Annotated in this window: 16 protein-coding genes; 4 read left to right on the top strand and 12 right to left on the bottom strand. The window is 66.9% G+C overall.

The window, feature by feature from the left end; all coding sequences use genetic code 11:
- Positions 1 to 122: 122 nt before the first annotated feature.
- Positions 123 to 905, bottom strand: coding sequence for a class I SAM-dependent methyltransferase (locus GTK09_RS04665; protein ID WP_246217691.1), 783 nt, complete (start codon positions 903 to 905; stop codon positions 123 to 125).
- Positions 906 to 1,090: 185 nt separating this feature from the next.
- Here GTK09_RS04665 and gloB point away from each other — a divergent pair, with 185 nt between their 5' ends.
- The gene (gene gloB, locus GTK09_RS04660; protein ID WP_163461316.1) at positions 1,091 to 1,861 is read left to right on the top strand and encodes a hydroxyacylglutathione hydrolase; all 771 of its coding nucleotides are present in this window, start codon (positions 1,091 to 1,093) and stop codon (positions 1,859 to 1,861) included.
- Entirely contained in the window at positions 1,861 to 2,304 is a 444-nt protein-coding gene (locus GTK09_RS04655; protein WP_163461315.1) for a cupin domain-containing protein, read from the top strand. Before gloB ends, GTK09_RS04655 begins: the two co-directional genes overlap by 1 nt.
- 130 nt (positions 2,305 to 2,434) lie before the next feature.
- Here the strand turns inward: GTK09_RS04655 and GTK09_RS04650 are convergent, their stop codons facing one another.
- The 3 genes from GTK09_RS04650 to GTK09_RS04640 all read right to left on the bottom strand — a co-directional run bounded on the left by GTK09_RS04650 (position 2,435) and on the right by GTK09_RS04640 (position 4,392).
- Entirely contained in the window at positions 2,435 to 2,677 is a 243-nt protein-coding gene (locus GTK09_RS04650) for a YrhK family protein (protein WP_203560885.1), read from the bottom strand.
- Between the two features lie 89 nt (positions 2,678 to 2,766).
- Positions 2,767 to 3,984, bottom strand: coding sequence for an MFS transporter (locus GTK09_RS04645; protein WP_163461313.1), 1,218 nt, complete (start codon positions 3,982 to 3,984; stop codon positions 2,767 to 2,769).
- A gap of 9 nt (positions 3,985 to 3,993) precedes the next feature.
- Positions 3,994 to 4,392, bottom strand: coding sequence for an acyl-CoA thioesterase (locus GTK09_RS04640; RefSeq protein WP_163461312.1), 399 nt, complete (start codon positions 4,390 to 4,392; stop codon positions 3,994 to 3,996).
- Positions 4,393 to 4,621: 229 nt separating this feature from the next.
- On the opposite strand from GTK09_RS04640, the gene GTK09_RS04635 reads away from it, so the two are divergent.
- Complete coding sequence (locus GTK09_RS04635; protein ID WP_163461311.1) at positions 4,622 to 5,731, top strand: CobW family GTP-binding protein; 1,110 nt, start codon at positions 4,622 to 4,624, stop codon at positions 5,729 to 5,731.
- A complete protein-coding gene (locus tag GTK09_RS04630; protein ID WP_163461310.1) occupies positions 5,731 to 6,708 on the top strand; it encodes a WD40 repeat domain-containing protein in 978 nt (325 codons plus the stop codon). The genes GTK09_RS04635 and GTK09_RS04630 overlap by 1 nt, the downstream gene beginning before the upstream one ends.
- A gap of 67 nt (positions 6,709 to 6,775) precedes the next feature.
- Here GTK09_RS04630 and GTK09_RS04625 read toward each other — a convergent pair whose 3' ends face one another.
- From GTK09_RS04625 to GTK09_RS04590, 8 genes are all read right to left on the bottom strand, one after another.
- On the bottom strand, positions 6,776 to 7,849 hold the full coding sequence (locus GTK09_RS04625) for a dipeptidase (RefSeq protein ID WP_163461309.1): 1,074 nt from the start codon (positions 7,847 to 7,849) through the stop codon (positions 6,776 to 6,778).
- A gap of 146 nt (positions 7,850 to 7,995) precedes the next feature.
- The gene (locus GTK09_RS04620) at positions 7,996 to 8,754 is read right to left on the bottom strand and encodes an ABC transporter ATP-binding protein (protein ID WP_163461464.1); all 759 of its coding nucleotides are present in this window, start codon (positions 8,752 to 8,754) and stop codon (positions 7,996 to 7,998) included.
- A 14-nt stretch (positions 8,755 to 8,768) separates the two neighbouring features.
- The gene (locus GTK09_RS04615; protein WP_163461308.1) at positions 8,769 to 9,617 is read right to left on the bottom strand and encodes an ABC transporter ATP-binding protein; all 849 of its coding nucleotides are present in this window, start codon (positions 9,615 to 9,617) and stop codon (positions 8,769 to 8,771) included.
- Positions 9,614 to 10,543, bottom strand: a complete 930-nt coding sequence (locus GTK09_RS04610) for an ABC transporter permease (protein WP_163461307.1) — start codon at positions 10,541 to 10,543, stop codon at positions 9,614 to 9,616. The genes GTK09_RS04615 and GTK09_RS04610 overlap by 4 nt, the downstream gene beginning before the upstream one ends.
- A complete protein-coding gene (locus GTK09_RS04605) occupies positions 10,540 to 11,637 on the bottom strand; it encodes an ABC transporter permease (RefSeq protein ID WP_163461306.1) in 1,098 nt (365 codons plus the stop codon). The genes GTK09_RS04610 and GTK09_RS04605 overlap by 4 nt, the downstream gene beginning before the upstream one ends.
- Before the next feature lie 49 nt (positions 11,638 to 11,686).
- Complete coding sequence (locus tag GTK09_RS04600; RefSeq protein ID WP_163461305.1) at positions 11,687 to 13,315, bottom strand: ABC transporter substrate-binding protein; 1,629 nt, start codon at positions 13,313 to 13,315, stop codon at positions 11,687 to 11,689.
- Between the two features lie 291 nt (positions 13,316 to 13,606).
- Positions 13,607 to 14,122, bottom strand: coding sequence for a peptide-methionine (S)-S-oxide reductase MsrA (msrA, locus tag GTK09_RS04595; RefSeq protein WP_163461304.1), 516 nt, complete (start codon positions 14,120 to 14,122; stop codon positions 13,607 to 13,609).
- Between the two features lie 99 nt (positions 14,123 to 14,221).
- Positions 14,222 to 15,556 (bottom strand): NAD(P)/FAD-dependent oxidoreductase, encoded by a 1,335-nt coding sequence (locus GTK09_RS04590; protein ID WP_163461303.1) that lies wholly within the window; start codon positions 15,554 to 15,556, stop codon positions 14,222 to 14,224.
- Positions 15,557 to 15,558 lie beyond the last annotated feature (2 nt).

Genomic DNA, 15,558 nt, shown 5'->3' with positions numbered 1-15,558 from the left:
GTATCCTCCCACACGCCCCCGCTTCGGACGACCGGCAAGGATGCCGCCGCTGGCCGACCGTTCGCCGATACCGGGCGCAAGTCATTGGCGCAAAAGTCGAGTTCGCGCCTTACCGCCATATCTTACAGGAACTTTCGGCGCCAGACCCGCGCGCCCGCGCCAGCCCCTGCGGGCACCAGCACCGGCTTTGCCACGCGCCGCTCCTTGGCCGCGGAGGCGACGGGAATGCCGCGGTGGAGCTGCTTGACCGCCTCGATGATGACCACGCCCGCGAACATCGGCCAGAACTTCCGTCCGATCCGCTCCATCGCTGGAGCGAATCGGACCAGTTGCTGGCGCTCGAAGGGCGGGAAGAACAGTGCCTCGCCCCAGGCATGGGGGGTGAAGGTCACCGAGCGCAGGAGCCGTGTCAGCTGGCCGCGCGACCAGGGGCGGCCGGAGCCGAAGGGCGTGTGCTCGAACCGCGCCCAGACACCGCGTCGGTGCGGCACGACGATGATAAGGCTGCCGCCCGGCGCCAGCACCCGCCAGGTTTCGGCCAGAAGCGCTTCGGGGCTCTCGGCGAATTCCAGTGCGTGGACCATCAGAATGCGGTCGATCGAGGAGTCGCCCAGCGGCAGGTCCTCGATCCCGACAAGGGCGGTCCGGAGCGGTGCGCCGGCGGGCCAGCGCTCGGCGCCTTGCGCCGCCGGCATGAAGGCCAGCGACCGTTCGCAGTCGGTGCCGAATCGGGAAAGGTAGGGCGTCGCATAGCCGAGCCCGAGCAGCCGCTCCTCCGAGATCGGCCGCCAGATCGGCGAGAGCGACAGCGTGATCGAACGCGCCGCCACCGACCCGAGGGGCGTGGCGTAGAAATTGCACAGATCGATGATGTCGGCATTGGTCGACAGAGCGCAATCTCCCAAGGTTCCAGCGCGGCGGCTTTTTCCCATATAGGACGATGACTGGTCGGCTCGAAACCGTCTTAGTCGAGATTCGACGGCCGCCGCCCCGGCGGCCGGGCGAGAAGCCGGCGCCACCGGGGGACGCCTCCTTGCGGCGTATCCGTATTCGGCCGACGATCGCGCGCAACGCTCATCAGGAGGGCATCATGGCATCCTTCGAAATCCGGCAGTTCTCCTGCCGAAGCGACAATTTCGGCGTTCTCGTCCACGAGGCCGAGAGTGGCACGACGATTGCCATCGACGCCCCAGAGGAAAAGCCGATCCTCGCGGCGCTGGACGAGGCCGGATGGACGCTCACCCACATCCTGACGACCCATCATCACGGCGACCACGTCGACGCCAACGACGCGCTCAAGGCTCGCTTTCACGTCGAGGTGATCGGGCCGCAGAAGGAGCGGCTGAAGATCCCCGGCATCGACCGCGCGGTCTCCGGCGGCGAGACGATCGACGTCGGCGGCATCGCGGTCGAAGTGATCGACACGCCGGGCCACACGCTCGGCCACGTCTCCTACTACATGCCGCAGGCCAAGGCGCTGTTTGCGGCCGACACGTTGTTTTCATTGGGCTGCGGTCGGCTGTTCGAAGGCGATCCGGCAATGATGTGGGAGTCGCTGCAGAAGCTGCGTAAGCTGCCGGGCGAGACGATGCTCTATTGCGGCCACGAATACACGGCCACCAATGCCAAATGCGCGCTTGCCGTCGATCCGACCAACGTCGCGCTTCGCGAGCGGGCCGGGGAGGTCGAGGAATTGCGCCGCGAGGGCCTGCCGACCTTGCCTGTTCTGCTCGAACGCGAGAAGAAGACCAATCCGTTCCTGCGGGCCGACGATCCGAGCCTCATGGCAGCCATGGGCATGGAGGGCGCCGACCCGGTGGATGTGTTCGCCGCGATCAGAAAGAAAAGGGATCAGTACTGATGAGTTCAGCCGCGCTCAAGATCGTCAGAAGCCTCGACATGAAGCCGCATCCCGAGGGCGGCTGGTACCGCGAGACCTTCCGCGACGAGCGCACGGACGAGGGCGGCCGCTCGCGCTCCACCGCGATCTACTATCTGCTCGAAGCCGGCGAGACGTCGGAATGGCACCGGGTGAACGACGCCGCAGAGGTCTGGCACTGGTATGCCGGGGCGCCGCTGGTGATCACCATCTCAGAAAACGGCCACGATGCCGCCGCCCATCGGCTGGGCCCGAACATCGAGGCGGGCGAACGGCCGCAATTCGTCGTGCCTGCCGGGTGCTGGCAGACCGCCACTTCTCTCGGCGAATACACCCTCGTCGGCTGCACGGTCGCGCCGGCCTTCGACTTCACTACCTTCGAAATGGCGCCGAAGGATTGGCGGCCGACCCCGCGCAAGAGCTGACGATTTCGATGGCGGCGCCCGATCCGGGTGCCGCCGCGACGACCGCGCCCTTCTGCGCGCAGGCCCGCCGAAGGGCAGGCCGGCAGTCCGCTTTCTCGATGAAGGCAAGTTCTGGCGCGGCGCCGATGCGTCACGCCGCCCGTTTGTGCCCCGCCTGCCGCTTCTCCCGCCGCTCGTAGAGCGATTTCGCGAGTTCCCCGAGCGAGCCGAGGAACATTCCCGAGGAGCCGACGAGGAACAGCCAGACACCGAGGGTGTAGTAGCTTTCGAACGTCTTGAAGAACAGCACCGAGCCGACGACGAAGCAGAAATTGCCGAAAAGCCCGATGCCGAGATGGATCCAGGAATAGTCTCGGACGAGTCTCTGCAGCATGGTTCGAAGCACTCCAGTTGAACGGTTCGGGGCGCGCGGAAGGCGTCATTTGGTCCCGCGCCTCGCCGCCGAGATGGGCCATGCCCTCATCATGTCGATGGATGGTTTCGTTGGGCGGCAAGCGAGGTGAAGGCCGCGAAGGCGGCGACGCAGGCGAGCGCGACGACCAGCAGCGTCAGATCATAGCCGCCGACCAGCCAAAGCAGTGAGCCGGCGAAGGGGGCGAGGGCGGCGGCGGCCGTGGAATAGCGCGCCATCTGGCCGCTGGTCGCGCCGAAATTTGCCTCGCCGAGGGTCTCGCGCAGCATCACCGGGCGCATGATGCTGACCGTCCCGTAGCCGCTGCCATGCAGGACGACGAAGAGGATCGCCAGTAGCGGCAGGAATTGCGAGCCGAAGAGGCAGCATGCGGCGAGGCCGACGGCGACGCAGCTCGCCAGCGCCACGACCCGGTTCGACAGATGCCGCTCGAAGCCGAGAATGGCGAGACGCCCGACCACCTGCATCGGCCCGACCCCCGCCGCCACGAGGACCGCGAGCCTGTCGCTCATCCGATGGCTTTCGAGGATCGGCAGGAGATGGTTGAGGACGAGGCTGTGGGACGCGCCGATCGTCGCGAAGCCGAGCGTCAGCAGGAAGAACAGCCGGCCTCGCGCCGCCGCCGCCCGAGGATCCGGAGCCGTTTGGCGTTCGCGGTCTTCGGCCGGAGCCCGGGCGAGAGCGCAGGATTCCAGTCGCGAGGTCGAAAACCACAGCAGCGGCGCAGCGACGAGGAGGGCCAGCGCGGCCATGGCCTGGGAGGCGAGCCGCCAGCCGCCCGCCTCGGCGATCCAGTGGTTCATCGGAAAGGCCAGGGTCCCGGCGAAACCGGCGACGAGGGTGATCCCGGTGATCGCCCGCCGGGCGGACGAGCCGAGCGCGCGGGTGACGACGGCAAAGCAGGGCTCGTAGAGCGCTCCCGCCATGACGGCGCCGAGGCAGAGCCAGATGGGCACGAACAGCGCGAGGCTCGTGGTGATCGACGACAGGGCGAGGAGCAAGGCGCCGGCGCATGTCGCGCCGGTCATCAGCAGCGGGCCGTATCCCCGGTCGATCAGCCGCCCGGCGAGTGGCGCGAGCAGCGCCGAAAGCATGATCGTGCCGGCGAAGGCGGCGGTGAGGATGGTCTTGCCCCACCCCTCGGCACTCTCCCAGCGAGTCAGAAGCGCCGGAAACGTGTAATAGAACGCCGCCCAGACGATCGTCTCGCCGATGGCGAGCGCGGCGATGCTGGCGGACGGATAGGCCGCGCGGGAGGTGGCGGACACGGAAGCCGGCTAGTCGAGGGTTTCTGCCGGGATGGCGCTGGGGCGACCCTCGTCGTCGATCGCCACCATGACGAAGGTGCCCTCGGTGACCTTCGCCTCGACGCGTGAGGTGCGCCGCTGGGTCCAAGCCTCGATGGCGAGCGTGATCGATGTGCGGCCGACCTTCTCGATGGCGGTGTAGACGCAGAGCGTATCGCCGATCTTCACTGGCTTCTTGAACACCAGCGCATTGATCGCCACCGTCGCGACGCGGCCTCTCGAGCGCTCCGCAGCCCGGATGCCGGCAGCGAGATCCATCTGCGAGACGACCCAGCCGCCGAAGATGTCGCCGTTCGCGTTGGCGTCGGCCGGCATCGCCGGAATGCGAACGGTCAGTTCGCCTTTCGGTATCTCATCGGTCTCGTCCATCGCGCCGTCCCCGCCTGAAAATCCGCAGAATCGGGCGAAAGCTCCGGCTCGCCCGTCCCCATTGGAAAGCGCGGCCGCGTCGATGGCAAGTGTGGCTGCGCCTGCAGTGACTGGCCTCGGCTCCACAAGGGAGGCATTGGAGGGCACACCCCCCGTGCAATCTCGGATTTGCGGGATTATATCGACCCGACGACGCCACGACTTTCCGGCTTCAACGAGGAATGAAAAGATGTCCGAGACCGCTGCCGCCCCCATTCCCGTCACCGTTCTCACCGGCTATCTCGGCTCCGGCAAGACGACGCTGCTCAACCGCATCCTGTCCGAGGACCACGGGAAGAAATACGCCGTCATCGTCAACGAATTCGGTGAGATCGGCATCGACAACGACCTCATCGTCGAGAGCGACGAAGAAATCTACGAGATGAACAATGGCTGCGTCTGCTGCACGGTGCGCGGCGATCTCGTCCGCGTCGTCGAGGGCCTGACACGGCGAAAAGGCCGGTTCGACGCGATTCTCGTCGAGACCACGGGCCTTGCCGATCCGGTGCCCGTCGCCCAGACCTTCTTCATGGACGAGGACGTCCGCGCCAAGACGCAGCTCGACGCCGTCGTCGCGCTGGTCGACGCCAAGCACCTGCCGATGCGGCTGAAGGATGCGCGCGAGGCCGAGGACCAGATCGCCTTTGCCGACGTCGTCCTCCTCAACAAGACCGACCTCGTGACGCCGGAAGAACTGGCGAAGGTCGAGGCGACGGTGCGGGCGATCAATCCCCATGCCGTCATTCACCGCACCGAGCGCGCCGGCATCGACCTGACGAAGGTGCTCGGCCAGAGCGCCTTCGACCTGAAGCGCGTTCTCGAAGACGATCCGGCGTTTCTCGAAGCGGCGGCGCAGGCCCATGACGATCACGTCTGCGGGCCGGACTGCGACCATGATCACCATCATCATGATCATCACGGGCACGATCATCACCACCATGATCACGGCCATTCGCATGATCACCACGCCGTCTCGCCCATTCACGACGTGACGGTTACCTCGATCTCGCTGCGCGGCGGGCCGCTCGATCCGAAGAAGTTCTTCCCGTGGATCCAGGCGCTGACCCAGGAGCAGGGGCCGAACATCCTGCGCCTCAAGGGCATCATCGCCTTTGACGGCGATCCGGACCGCTATGTCGTGCAGGGCGTCCACATGATCATCGAGGGAGACCACCAGCGCCCCTGGCGCGACGACGAGGCAAAGCTCAGCCGGCTCGTCTTTATCGGTCGGAAGCTCGACGCCGAAGAGCTGGAAGCCGGCTTTGCCGCCTGCGCCGCGAAAGTGAAGGCGCCGGCCTGATGCCGTCGATCGCTGCCTATGAGTTCGGCGACTTCGTCGAGACCGCCTGTTTCCTGAAGGACCGCCCGGCCTTCGCGCTCGCCGACGGCACGCTGCGGCTGCCGGCCGGCGGCGAGAAGGCGCTGACGCTGCACGAGGGCGGGCTGCTTTGCGCCGTTGTCGACGAGTTCGGCAAGCGGCTCCTCAGCGGCGGCGAGGATGGGCGGGTGGTCGCCACCGCCGACGGCGAGACGTCGCAGGAATTGGCGAGCATCGGCCGCAAATGGGTCGGCGCCGTTGCCGGCGGCCCGAACGGCGCGATCGGCTTTGCGTCCGGCCGCAGCGCCTGGTTCCAGCCGGCAAAGGGCGATCTGAAAGAGCTGAAGCATGAGCGCACCGTCGAAGGCCTCGCCTTCGCGCCGAAGGGGACCCGGCTCGCCACCGCCCGCTACGACGGCGCCTCGCTGTTCTTCCCGGCGACCGACGCAGCCCCCGTCTCGCTCGACTGGAAGGGCGCCCACCTCGCCGCCAGCTTCTCGCCGGATGGCCGCTTCCTCGTCACCATGATGCAGGAAAACGCCCTGCATGGCTGGCGCATCGACGACGGCAAGCACATGCGCATGACCGGCTATCCGGCCAAGGTGAAGGACTGGTCGTGGTCGGCGAAGGGCAAGTTCCTCGCCACGTCCGGGGCGCCGGCGGCGATCCTCTGGCCGTTTTCCGGCAAGGACGGGCCGATGGGCAAGGCGCCGCTGGAACTCGGCACGAGGGGCGACTCGGTCGTCACCGCCGTCGCCTGTCATCCGGCCGAGGACATGCTGGCGGTCGGCTATCAGGACGGCATGATCCTCGCCGTGCGCTTCGCCGATTCCAAGGAAGCGCTGCTGCGCAGGGGCGGCGCCTCGCCGCTGCGGACGATGGCCTGGGACGCGAAAGGCGGCCTTCTGGCCTTCGGCGCGGAAAACGGCGAGGCCGGCGTCGTCGACATCGCGGGGTGACGCGGCGCGGATCGGGATGCTGGGCGATCCGGGCCGAGACGGCGTCGCCGCGGCGACCGACCACGCATCAGCGACGGTCGACGGGCGCCTTCCACGTGCGCTCGAGGACGCTCAGCCAGTTGCCGTGGGCGATCTTTTCGATCAGCGCCCTGCCGTAGCCGCGGCGATCCAGTGCATCGAAGAGGGCCGGCAGACCCGAGGCGTTGCCGATAGGGGCCGGGATGACGGCACCGTCGAAATCCGAGCCGAGCGCGACGCCGTCCTCGCCCAGCGCCTCGATGAGGGCGTCGAGATGCCGGACCATGGTTTCGATCGAGGTGTCGGCGTTCATCGCCCCGTCCTCGCGCAGGAAGGCGGTGGCGAAGTTGAGGCCGACGACGCCCTTCGATTCCGCGATGGCCGCCAGTTGCCGTCCAGTGAGGTTGCGGCTGACGGTACAGAGCGCGTGGACGTTGGAGTGGGTCGCGACCAGCGGCGCGTCTGAGAGGCGCGCCACGTCCCAGAAGCCCTTTTCGTTCAGGTGGGACAGGTCGAGGAGGATGCCGAGTTCGTTGCAGCGTTTGACCAGCCGCTCTCCCGCCTCGGTCAGGCCGTCCCCGATGTCGGGTGACGAGGGGAAGCGCATCGGCACGCCATGGGCGAAGATGTTGTCGCGGCTCCAGACCATGCCGATCGAGCGCAGACCCGCCGCGTGAAGGACGTCGAGCATCGCGAGATCAGCGTCGATCGCCTCGGCGCCCTCGATGTGCAGCACCGCCGCCATGGCGTCTTCTGCCCAGGCGGCGCGGATGTCTGCGACCGAGCGGCAGACGCGCAGGCGGCCGTTCGAGCCGCGCTCCAGCCGAAACAGGATCGCCGCCATGCCGATCGTCGCAGCCTGTGCGAAGACGATCTCCAACGGTTCGGGAAGGAGGCAGTCGTAGCCGCCCGGCGACATGCGATCGAAATCGATGGCGCCTTTCGGCGACGGCGGAAAGATCGCGAACATCCCGCCGCGGAAGTTCCCGGCCTTGGCCTTGACGAGGTCGATGTGACCGGGACCCGTGCCGGCGAGGAAGGCATCGATCGCCTGCTGCGACCCGTCCATATAGAGGCGCAGCAGCGCGTCGTTGTGGCCGTCGAAGACGACTGGAGCGTTCATGAAATCGGATCCTCGAAATATGGCGAAGGTCGCGAGAAGCTAAACACGCATTATCGTCCCGACCGCAACCCGTCCATCCGCACTAATGCCCGAGCGTCGCATTGCGGGCGCCGGATGTGTCCGTCCCGCGGCGGATCGAAGCTGCCTCAGCGCACGTAGCCCTCGCTCGCCGTGAGAAGGGCGCGCGTGTAGTCCGACGAGACCTTACGGTCCGCCAGCGAAGACCGGTCGAGCGCCTCCACCGCCTCGCCGCCGCGCATGACCAGAAGGCGCTCGCACATGTGATCGATCACGGCGAGGTCGTGACTGACCATGATGACGGTGAGGCTGCGCTCCTCGCGCAGCCGATTGAGGAGGTTCAAGACCTCGGCCTGGATGGAAGCGTCGAGGGCCGAGGTTGGTTCGTCGAGGAGGAGGATCTCCGGCTCGACGATCAGCGCCCTCGCGATCGCGACCCGCTGGCGCTGGCCGCCGGACAGCTGGTGCGGCAGGCGGAAGCGGAATCGCGCGTCGAGGCCGACATCCTTCAGTGCCTGGACGATGCGCTCCTCGCGGTCGGCGAAGCGGTGGATCGAAAGCGGCTCCGAGAGGACGCGATCGATCGTGTGGCGGGGATGCAGCGAGCCGTAGGGATCCTGGAAGACCATCTGGACCCGGCGAGCAAACGCCTTGTCGCGCGGTTGTTGGATGGCGCCGCCATCGATCCGGATGTCGCCGCCGGAGACCGGGGCGAGACCGCAGATGGCCCGCAGCACCGTCGACTTGCCGGAGCCGGACTCGCCGACGAGGCCGAAGGATTCCAGCGGCTTCACCGAAAAACTCACACCCTTGACCGCCCGGATACGGCGCCGGCCCTGGACGAACGTCACCGACAGATCGGAAACGGCGATCTTGCCGCCCGTCATGTGCTGCGCTTCGCTCATGCCCACGCCGCGTCCCGTTTCAGCACCTTCAGCGGCGTCCGAGGAGCACCGATCTCGGGCAGGCACTCCAGGAGACCGCGCGTATAGGGATGTTTCGCCTCATCCAGCCGCGACGCCTCGATCTCCTCGACGATCCTGCCGAGATACATGACGAGGACCCGGTCGCAGAAGGTCGAGACGAGCCTGAGGTCGTGGCTGATGAAGATCAGCCCCATTCCGCGATCCTTCACGAGATCGTCGAGAATGCGCAGGACTTCGAGCTGCACCGTCACGTCGAGCGCCGAGGTCGGCTCGTCGGCGATCAAAAGGTCGGGCCGTGGGATCAGCATCATCGCGATCATCACCCTCTGGCCCATGCCGCCGGAAAGCTCGTGCGGATAGGCGGCGAGCACCCGCTCGGGATCGCGGATCTGGACGTCTGCGAGCATGTCGAGTGCGCGGCGCTGGGCTTCCTTCGAGGAAATCCGCTCATGCACCTTCAATGCCTCGATCAGTTGCCGACCGATTCGCATCACCGGGTTGAGCGAATATTTCGGGTCCTGCATGACCATGGACATGCGGCGCCCCCGCATCGCCCGCATCCGCCGTTCGGACAGCGCCATGAGATCTGTTCCCTGGAAGGCCAGGCGGTCGGCGGTGGCGATGCCCGGCGGGCGGACCAGCCGCAGGATGGCGCGGCCGGTCATCGACTTGCCGGAGCCGGATTCGCCGACGATGCCGATGCGCTCGCGCCCGACCGTGAATGAGACGCCGCGTACCGCCTCGGTGACGCCGCGAGTGGTCTCGAAGCGGACGCGAAGGTTCTTCACGTCGAGAAGCGGCGCCTCGCTCGATGCAGGGCTCATTTCTGCGCTCCGCGGGGATCGAGGACGTCGCGCAGGGAGTCGCCCAAGAGGTTGAAGCCAAGCGAGACGATCAGGATGGCGAGGCCGGGCATTGTCGCGACCCACCAGTGGCTGAGGAGGTATTGCCGGCCGGTCGAGATCATCGCGCCCCATTCGGCGAGCGGCGGCTGCGCACCGAGGCCGAGAAAGCCGAGGCCGGCGGCGGTGAGGATGATGCCGGCCATGTCGAGGGTCACCCGGATGATCACCGAGGAAAGGCACATCGGCATGATGTGGCCGGTGATGATCCGCAGCGTACCGGCGCCCTGCAGTCTCGCCGCGGCGATGTAGTCGGCGCGGCGCACCGACAGCGTCTCGGCCCGGGCGACGCGGGCGTAGGGCGGCCATGCCGTCAGGGCGATGGCGAAGATCGCGTTGACGATGCCCGGCCCGAGCGCGGCGACGAAGGCGAGGGCCAGGATCAGCCGGGGAAAGGCGAGGAAGATGTCGGTGATGCGCATCAGCACCCGGTCGGTCCAGCCGCCTATCGTGCCCGCGACCGTGCCGACGACGAGGCCGAAGACCGGTGCCGTCAGGGCGACGAGGGCCACCACCTGCAGCGTCACCCGCGAGCCGTAGACGATGCGGCTCCAGATGTCGCGGCCGAGTTCGTCGGTTCCGAGCAGGTGGCCGCCGGCGCCGGGCGCCATCAGCCGATCGGCCAGGTTCTGCTGGTTCGGCGGATCGGAGGCGATCAGCGGGGCGAAGACCGCCATCAGGATCAGAAGGGTGATGATGACGAGCCCGACCACGGCGAGCGGATTGCGGACGAGGTCGCTCCAGGCGAACCACAGATTGATCGCTCGGGCCTGCAGCCGCGAGCCCGGCGTGTCGCTAGTCAGCCAGGCCTTCACGCTACCGGCGGGTTTGGAAACGGTCTCGCTCATCGCGCCCTCGGATCGACGACGGTATAGAGGAGGTCGGACAGAAGGTTGAGCACGATGAAGGCGACGCCGATCACCACAGTGCCGCCGAGCACGGCGTTGAGATCGGCGGCAAACAGCGCCTGGGTGATGTAGAGGCCGAGCCCCGGCCAGGCGAAGACGGTCTCCGTCAGCACCGAGCCCTCGAGCAGCGCCGCGTAGGACAAGGCGATTACCGTGATCAGCGGCACCATGGCGTTGCCGAGCGCGTGCACCCAGACCACGCGCCGCTCCGGCACGCCCTTCACCCGCGCGGCGGTGACGTATTCCTGGCCGAGTTGCTCCAGCATGAAGGACCGGGTCATCCGCGAGATGTAGGCGAGCGAGAAATAGCCGAGGACGAAGACCGGCAAGGCGATGTGGGTGATGGCGTTGAAGAACACGTCCCAGGCGCCCGACAGTGCGGAATCGATCAGGATCGATCCGGTATAGGCGGTGACGTCGAGTTCGTAGGAGAGTTCGTAGGAGACGTCGAGCCGGCCCGGGCCCCCGACCCACCCAAGTTGGCCGTAGAAGATCAAAAGCGCGATCAGCCCAAGCCAGAAGACCGGCATCGAATAGCCGAGCAGGCCGACGACGCGCAGGACATGATCCGGCCATCGGCCCTGATTGACCGCCGAGACGACGCCGGCCGGAACGCCTAGAAGGACGCCGAGGACTGTCGCCAGCGTCGCCAGCTCCAGGGTCGCGGGGAAGGCGGCGCGGACGTCTTCGATCACCGGGCGGGCGGTGAGGTTGGAGCGGCCGAAATCGCCCCGAACGACGTCGCCGAGATAGGTCGCGAACTGCACCGGGATCGGCCGGTCGAGCCCCATCTCGGCGCGCACCGCCTCGTATTGCGCCTGCGTCGCGCGCGGCCCGACGACCGCGAGCGCCGGATCGATGGGCACGAGGCGGGCGATGGCGAAGGTTACGACCAGCAGCCCGAACAGCGTGACGACGAGGCTGAACAGCGTCTTGCCGAAGCGCCCCGCGATGCGGGGCAGGAGCGACGTGCCGGCGATGGCGGATTCTTCTTCCGCCGTCGCCGGATCATGAGCGGTGTTCGAGTGGCTCATTGCCGGCGCCTGCGAATGCGCCACGGCACGGTGGCAGTCAGCAGCGAGTTCACTCGGCGGACTTCGTCACCGCCTTGTAGAAGGCCGAGGAGACGGCGCCGCCGGTCGAGAAGCCCTCGACGTTCTTCTGCATGCCGTCCTGCTCCTGCTGCTGGAACATCAGGACGAAAGGCGACTTCTCGTTGCCGATCCGCTGCATCTCCTCATATATCTTGGCGCGCTTGTCCGTGTCCTTCTCCACGACGGCGGCCTCGGCCATCGGGGTCGTCTCCTCGGCGGCATAGGCGTTGCGCCAGGAAAGATTGCCGGTCAGCTGGGCCTCGTCGGAATTGTCCGGATTTTCGGCGAAGACGGACGCGTTGGTGTTCGGATCGGGATAGTCCGGACCCCACACTTCCAGCGTCAGCTCGGCCTTGCGGGCGCGGTAGATCGACAGGACTTCCGAGCCGGTGGCCGGCTTGATGTTCACCTTGATGCCGGCCTGTCCGAGCGTGTTCTGGACCGACTGGGCGATCGCGAGGCGATCCTGGGCGTTGCGCACCAGAAGTTCGACGGTGAAGCCGTCGGGATAGCCGGCGTCGGCCAGCATCTTCTTGGCCTTTTCGACGTCGAGCTTGAACGGCTTGTCGTCGATCGCGCCGAGGAAGCCGATCGGCAGGAACTGCTGGTTGACGACGACCTGGCCCTTGAGGAACGAGTTGGCGATGCCCTCATAGTCGACGAGATACTTGATCGCCTGCATGACGCCGGGCGTCCCGAGCTCCTTCATCTTCTGATTGCCCGAGATGTAGTAGATCCGGCCACGCGGCTGCTCGAACACCTTGAGCTTGTCGTTGCTCTCGACCGCCTGGATGTCTTCCGGCGTCAGATTGCGGGCGATGTCGATGTCGCCGCGCTCGAGCAGCAGCCGCTGGGTCGCCGGTTCCGGCACGTGCCGGACGAAGACGCGCTTCATCGCAAGCTCGCTCGGATAGGTCTCGCTCGCTTCCAGAATCACCGATTCGTTCGGCTTCCACGAGCGCAGCGTGTAGGGACCGGCACCGGCCGAATGGGTCTTCAGCCACTCGTTGCCCATGTCGTCGCCCGAGGCGTTCTCCATCGCCAGCTTCTCGTCGACGATGCCGCCGACGTCGGCGGTCAGGGCGTTGTAGAGGAAGGAGGGCGCATAGGGCCGATCGACGGTGATCGTCACGGTCTCGTCGTCGACCTGCTTGATGGTCTCCTCGACGTTGTCCTTGGTCAGGCCGAACTGGGTGATGATGAAGGACGGGGTCTTGTCGAGCTTGACGACGCGCCGGAGCGACCAGACGACGTCCTCGGCGCGCACCGGATTGCCCGAGGCGAACTTGCGGCTGGTGTCGATCTTGAAGGTGAAGGTCTTGCCGTCGTCAGAGACGTCCCAGCTCTTGGCGAGGCCGGGGCCCATCTTCAGCGTCTCGGGGTCGAGCTCGATCAGCTTGTCGTAGAGGCTGTTGATGACGTCGCCGCCGGAGAACTCGAAGCTTTCGGCCGGGTCGAGGCTCTTCAGGTCGTCGATGGTGTTGGCGATGACCAGCGTGTCCGCCGGCGTCTCGGCGAAAGCCGAGGGCGCCGCCAGAAGGCCCGCGGTGGAAAGCAGCGCTGCGGCAGCCGTACGGCGAAGCGCGCGAGAGGACGGGAACGGCAGGAGGTAACCCATGGACACCCTTTCTTCTCACCCGGTTCAACGCCGGGATTGCTTTGAAGCTCAATGAGAAGCTAGGCCATCGCCCATTCCGGAGGCAAGCCCATTTTCAGCGCATGTCCACCGATTGCGGGAGGGACGGGATTGTTCCGCGACGTCGGCCCGAGGCTCTTCCCGGGCCGAATGTCGCTTTCTGCGAATGAGGGCGACCGTGTTCGCGGCCGATTGCCCGCCCCTGTTTTCCGAACTGTTTCTCCGCAGCTTGCGGTCTAGTGCGGCCCCGGCAATCGTGGGGCCTGGATGAACCTACGCTGCCGACTGGCGGCGGGGCAATTTCCAGTTCGGCCGGACGAAATGGCAGGTGTAGCCGTTCGGAATGCGTTCCAGATAGTCCTGATGCTCCGGCTCGGCCTCCCAGAAGTCGCCGGCCTCGACCACTTCGGTGACGACCTTGCCCGGCCAGATCCCGGAGGCGTCGACGTCGGCGATCGTCTCCTCGGCAATGCGCTTCTGCTCCTCGCTCGTATAGAAGATCGCCGAGCGATAGCTCATGCCGCGATCGTTGCCCTGGCGGTTGAGGGTCGAGGGGTCATGGATCTGGAAGAAGAACTCGAGCAGATCGCGAAAGCTCGTCTGCTCCGGATCGAAGGTGATCTCGATCGCCTCGGCATGGGTGCCGTGATTGCGGTAGGTGGCATTCTCGACGTCGCCGCCGGAATAGCCCACCCGGGTCGAGACGACGCCCGGCATCCGCCGGATGAGTTGCTGCATGCCCCAGAAGCAGCCGCCGGCGAGGATGGCGCGTTCGGTCGTGGAAGTCATGGCTGAGCCTCATGGTTGGAAGAGGCCATATGTGTCGTCGCGACCCTCGGTCTTCAACTCGGCGCATATGGGGCGTCCGAAAATGAGCCTCCTGCGCCGTCAGGGGTGGGGCGGCAGGGGCGATCCGCTCCGCTTGGCGGTCAGCCACTCCTTCGCGCGGTGATAGCGCAGCGACAGCTGCGGCCCGAATGTCATGTAGAAGGGCGCTGCGCGCAGTGGCTCCAGTCGCAGCGAGAGCTCCTTGTCCGGCACGCCCATTGCCCATTCCGACAGGATGCCCCCGAGCATCGAGCCGGTCGGAACGCCGCGTCCGGACAGGCCGGTGAGGCCGACGACGCCGGGCGCCAGATCGTAGAGCCGCGGCACCGTGCGGTACTGCATGTCGAGTTCGCCGAACCAGAGATACTCCCAGCGGATGTCCTCGCGAATATCCGGATGCAGCCATTTCAGCCGGTCGGTCATCACCTGCCGGGTGAAGGCGAGATCGACGCCGCGCCGGCCCATCGGGAACATCGAGGCGACGATCCGCCCGTCGCGGTCGTATTTGTAGACGTAGATGTCGCCGCGCCCGTCATGCATCGTGGTGTTCTGCGGCAGGACGTGGCGCCGCGTCTCCTCCGACAGAGGCTGGGTGGCCGCGACGAAGACGCGCATGATCCTGAAGGTCCGGTCGAGTTTCGGCCAGCCGCCCACCGTGTAGGCCCCGGTGGCGAAGACCACCTTGTCGGCCGACACCGCGCCCTTCGGCGTCTCGACCCGCCAGCGTCCGGTCTGTCGCTCGACGGCCTTGACCGGCGAGGTGGTGAACAGCCGGCCGCCCTCCTGGATCACCGCGCGGGCAAGGCCGCGGGCGTAGCCGAGCGGGTTCAGATGGCCACCTTCCTCGTGCTGCCAGCCGGCCATGAGCCTGGGCGAGCCGGTGATTTCCCGCGCCTCGTCGGCACCGAGCAGCCGGGTCTTCGCGCCGACGGCGTTGTATTCCTCGACCTTGTGCTCGAGCGTCCGGAGGTTCGCCGGCTGCAGCGCCCCCATCACATAGCCGTTCTGCTGCCACTCGCAGGCGATCTGGTAGTCGCGGATCATCGCCGCGACCCTGTCGTTGGCGCGGGTCTGGCGCTGGATCAGCCGTTCGGCCCATGGCTCGCCCAGCATCCTGCGCAACTCACTCAGCGAATAATGGGTGAAGGTCGGCGTGCAGTGGCCGGCATTGCGGCCCGATCCGCCGAAGCCGGCTTCCTGGGCTTCGAGGACGACGACCGAGACGCCCTTCCTGGCCAGTTCGAGCGCCGTCGTCAGGCCGGAATAGCCCGCCCCGACGATGCAAACGTCGGCGTCGAGGCTTTCCTCCAACTCCCGCGTCGGCGGTGCCGCCTCGGCCGTGGCGGACCAGAGGGAAGCCTCGAAGGGCGAGAAGCGGGGCCCGGCGTTCCTCAAGG

Origin of the sequence: Jiella pacifica, assembly GCF_010500815.1 — a bacterium.
Taxonomy (GTDB): domain Bacteria; phylum Pseudomonadota; class Alphaproteobacteria; order Rhizobiales; family Rhizobiaceae; genus Jiella; species Jiella pacifica.
This window is presented reverse-complemented; position numbering and strand designations above follow the sequence as displayed.

Coding starts and splice junctions, on each gene's coding strand:
- GTK09_RS04600 (WP_163461305.1), bottom strand. CDS start 13,315: ATGGGTTACCTCCTGCCGTTCCCGTCCTCTCGCGCGCTTCGCCGTACG.
- GTK09_RS04635 (WP_163461311.1), top strand. CDS start 4,622: ATGTCCGAGACCGCTGCCGCCCCCATTCCCGTCACCGTTCTCACCGGC.
- GTK09_RS04650 (WP_203560885.1), bottom strand. CDS start 2,677: ATGCTGCAGAGACTCGTCCGAGACTATTCCTGGATCCATCTCGGCATC.
- GTK09_RS04625 (WP_163461309.1), bottom strand. CDS start 7,849: ATGAACGCTCCAGTCGTCTTCGACGGCCACAACGACGCGCTGCTGCGC.
- GTK09_RS04605 (WP_163461306.1), bottom strand. CDS start 11,637: ATGAGCCACTCGAACACCGCTCATGATCCGGCGACGGCGGAAGAAGAA.
- GTK09_RS04610 (WP_163461307.1), bottom strand. CDS start 10,543: ATGAGCGAGACCGTTTCCAAACCCGCCGGTAGCGTGAAGGCCTGGCTG.
- GTK09_RS04655 (WP_163461315.1), top strand. CDS start 1,861: ATGAGTTCAGCCGCGCTCAAGATCGTCAGAAGCCTCGACATGAAGCCG.
- GTK09_RS04620 (WP_163461464.1), bottom strand. CDS start 8,754: ATGACGGGCGGCAAGATCGCCGTTTCCGATCTGTCGGTGACGTTCGTC.
- GTK09_RS04615 (WP_163461308.1), bottom strand. CDS start 9,617: ATGAGCCCTGCATCGAGCGAGGCGCCGCTTCTCGACGTGAAGAACCTT.
- gloB (WP_163461316.1), top strand. CDS start 1,091: ATGGCATCCTTCGAAATCCGGCAGTTCTCCTGCCGAAGCGACAATTTC.
- GTK09_RS04640 (WP_163461312.1), bottom strand. CDS start 4,392: ATGGACGAGACCGATGAGATACCGAAAGGCGAACTGACCGTTCGCATT.
- GTK09_RS04630 (WP_163461310.1), top strand. CDS start 5,731: ATGCCGTCGATCGCTGCCTATGAGTTCGGCGACTTCGTCGAGACCGCC.
- msrA (WP_163461304.1), bottom strand. CDS start 14,122: ATGACTTCCACGACCGAACGCGCCATCCTCGCCGGCGGCTGCTTCTGG.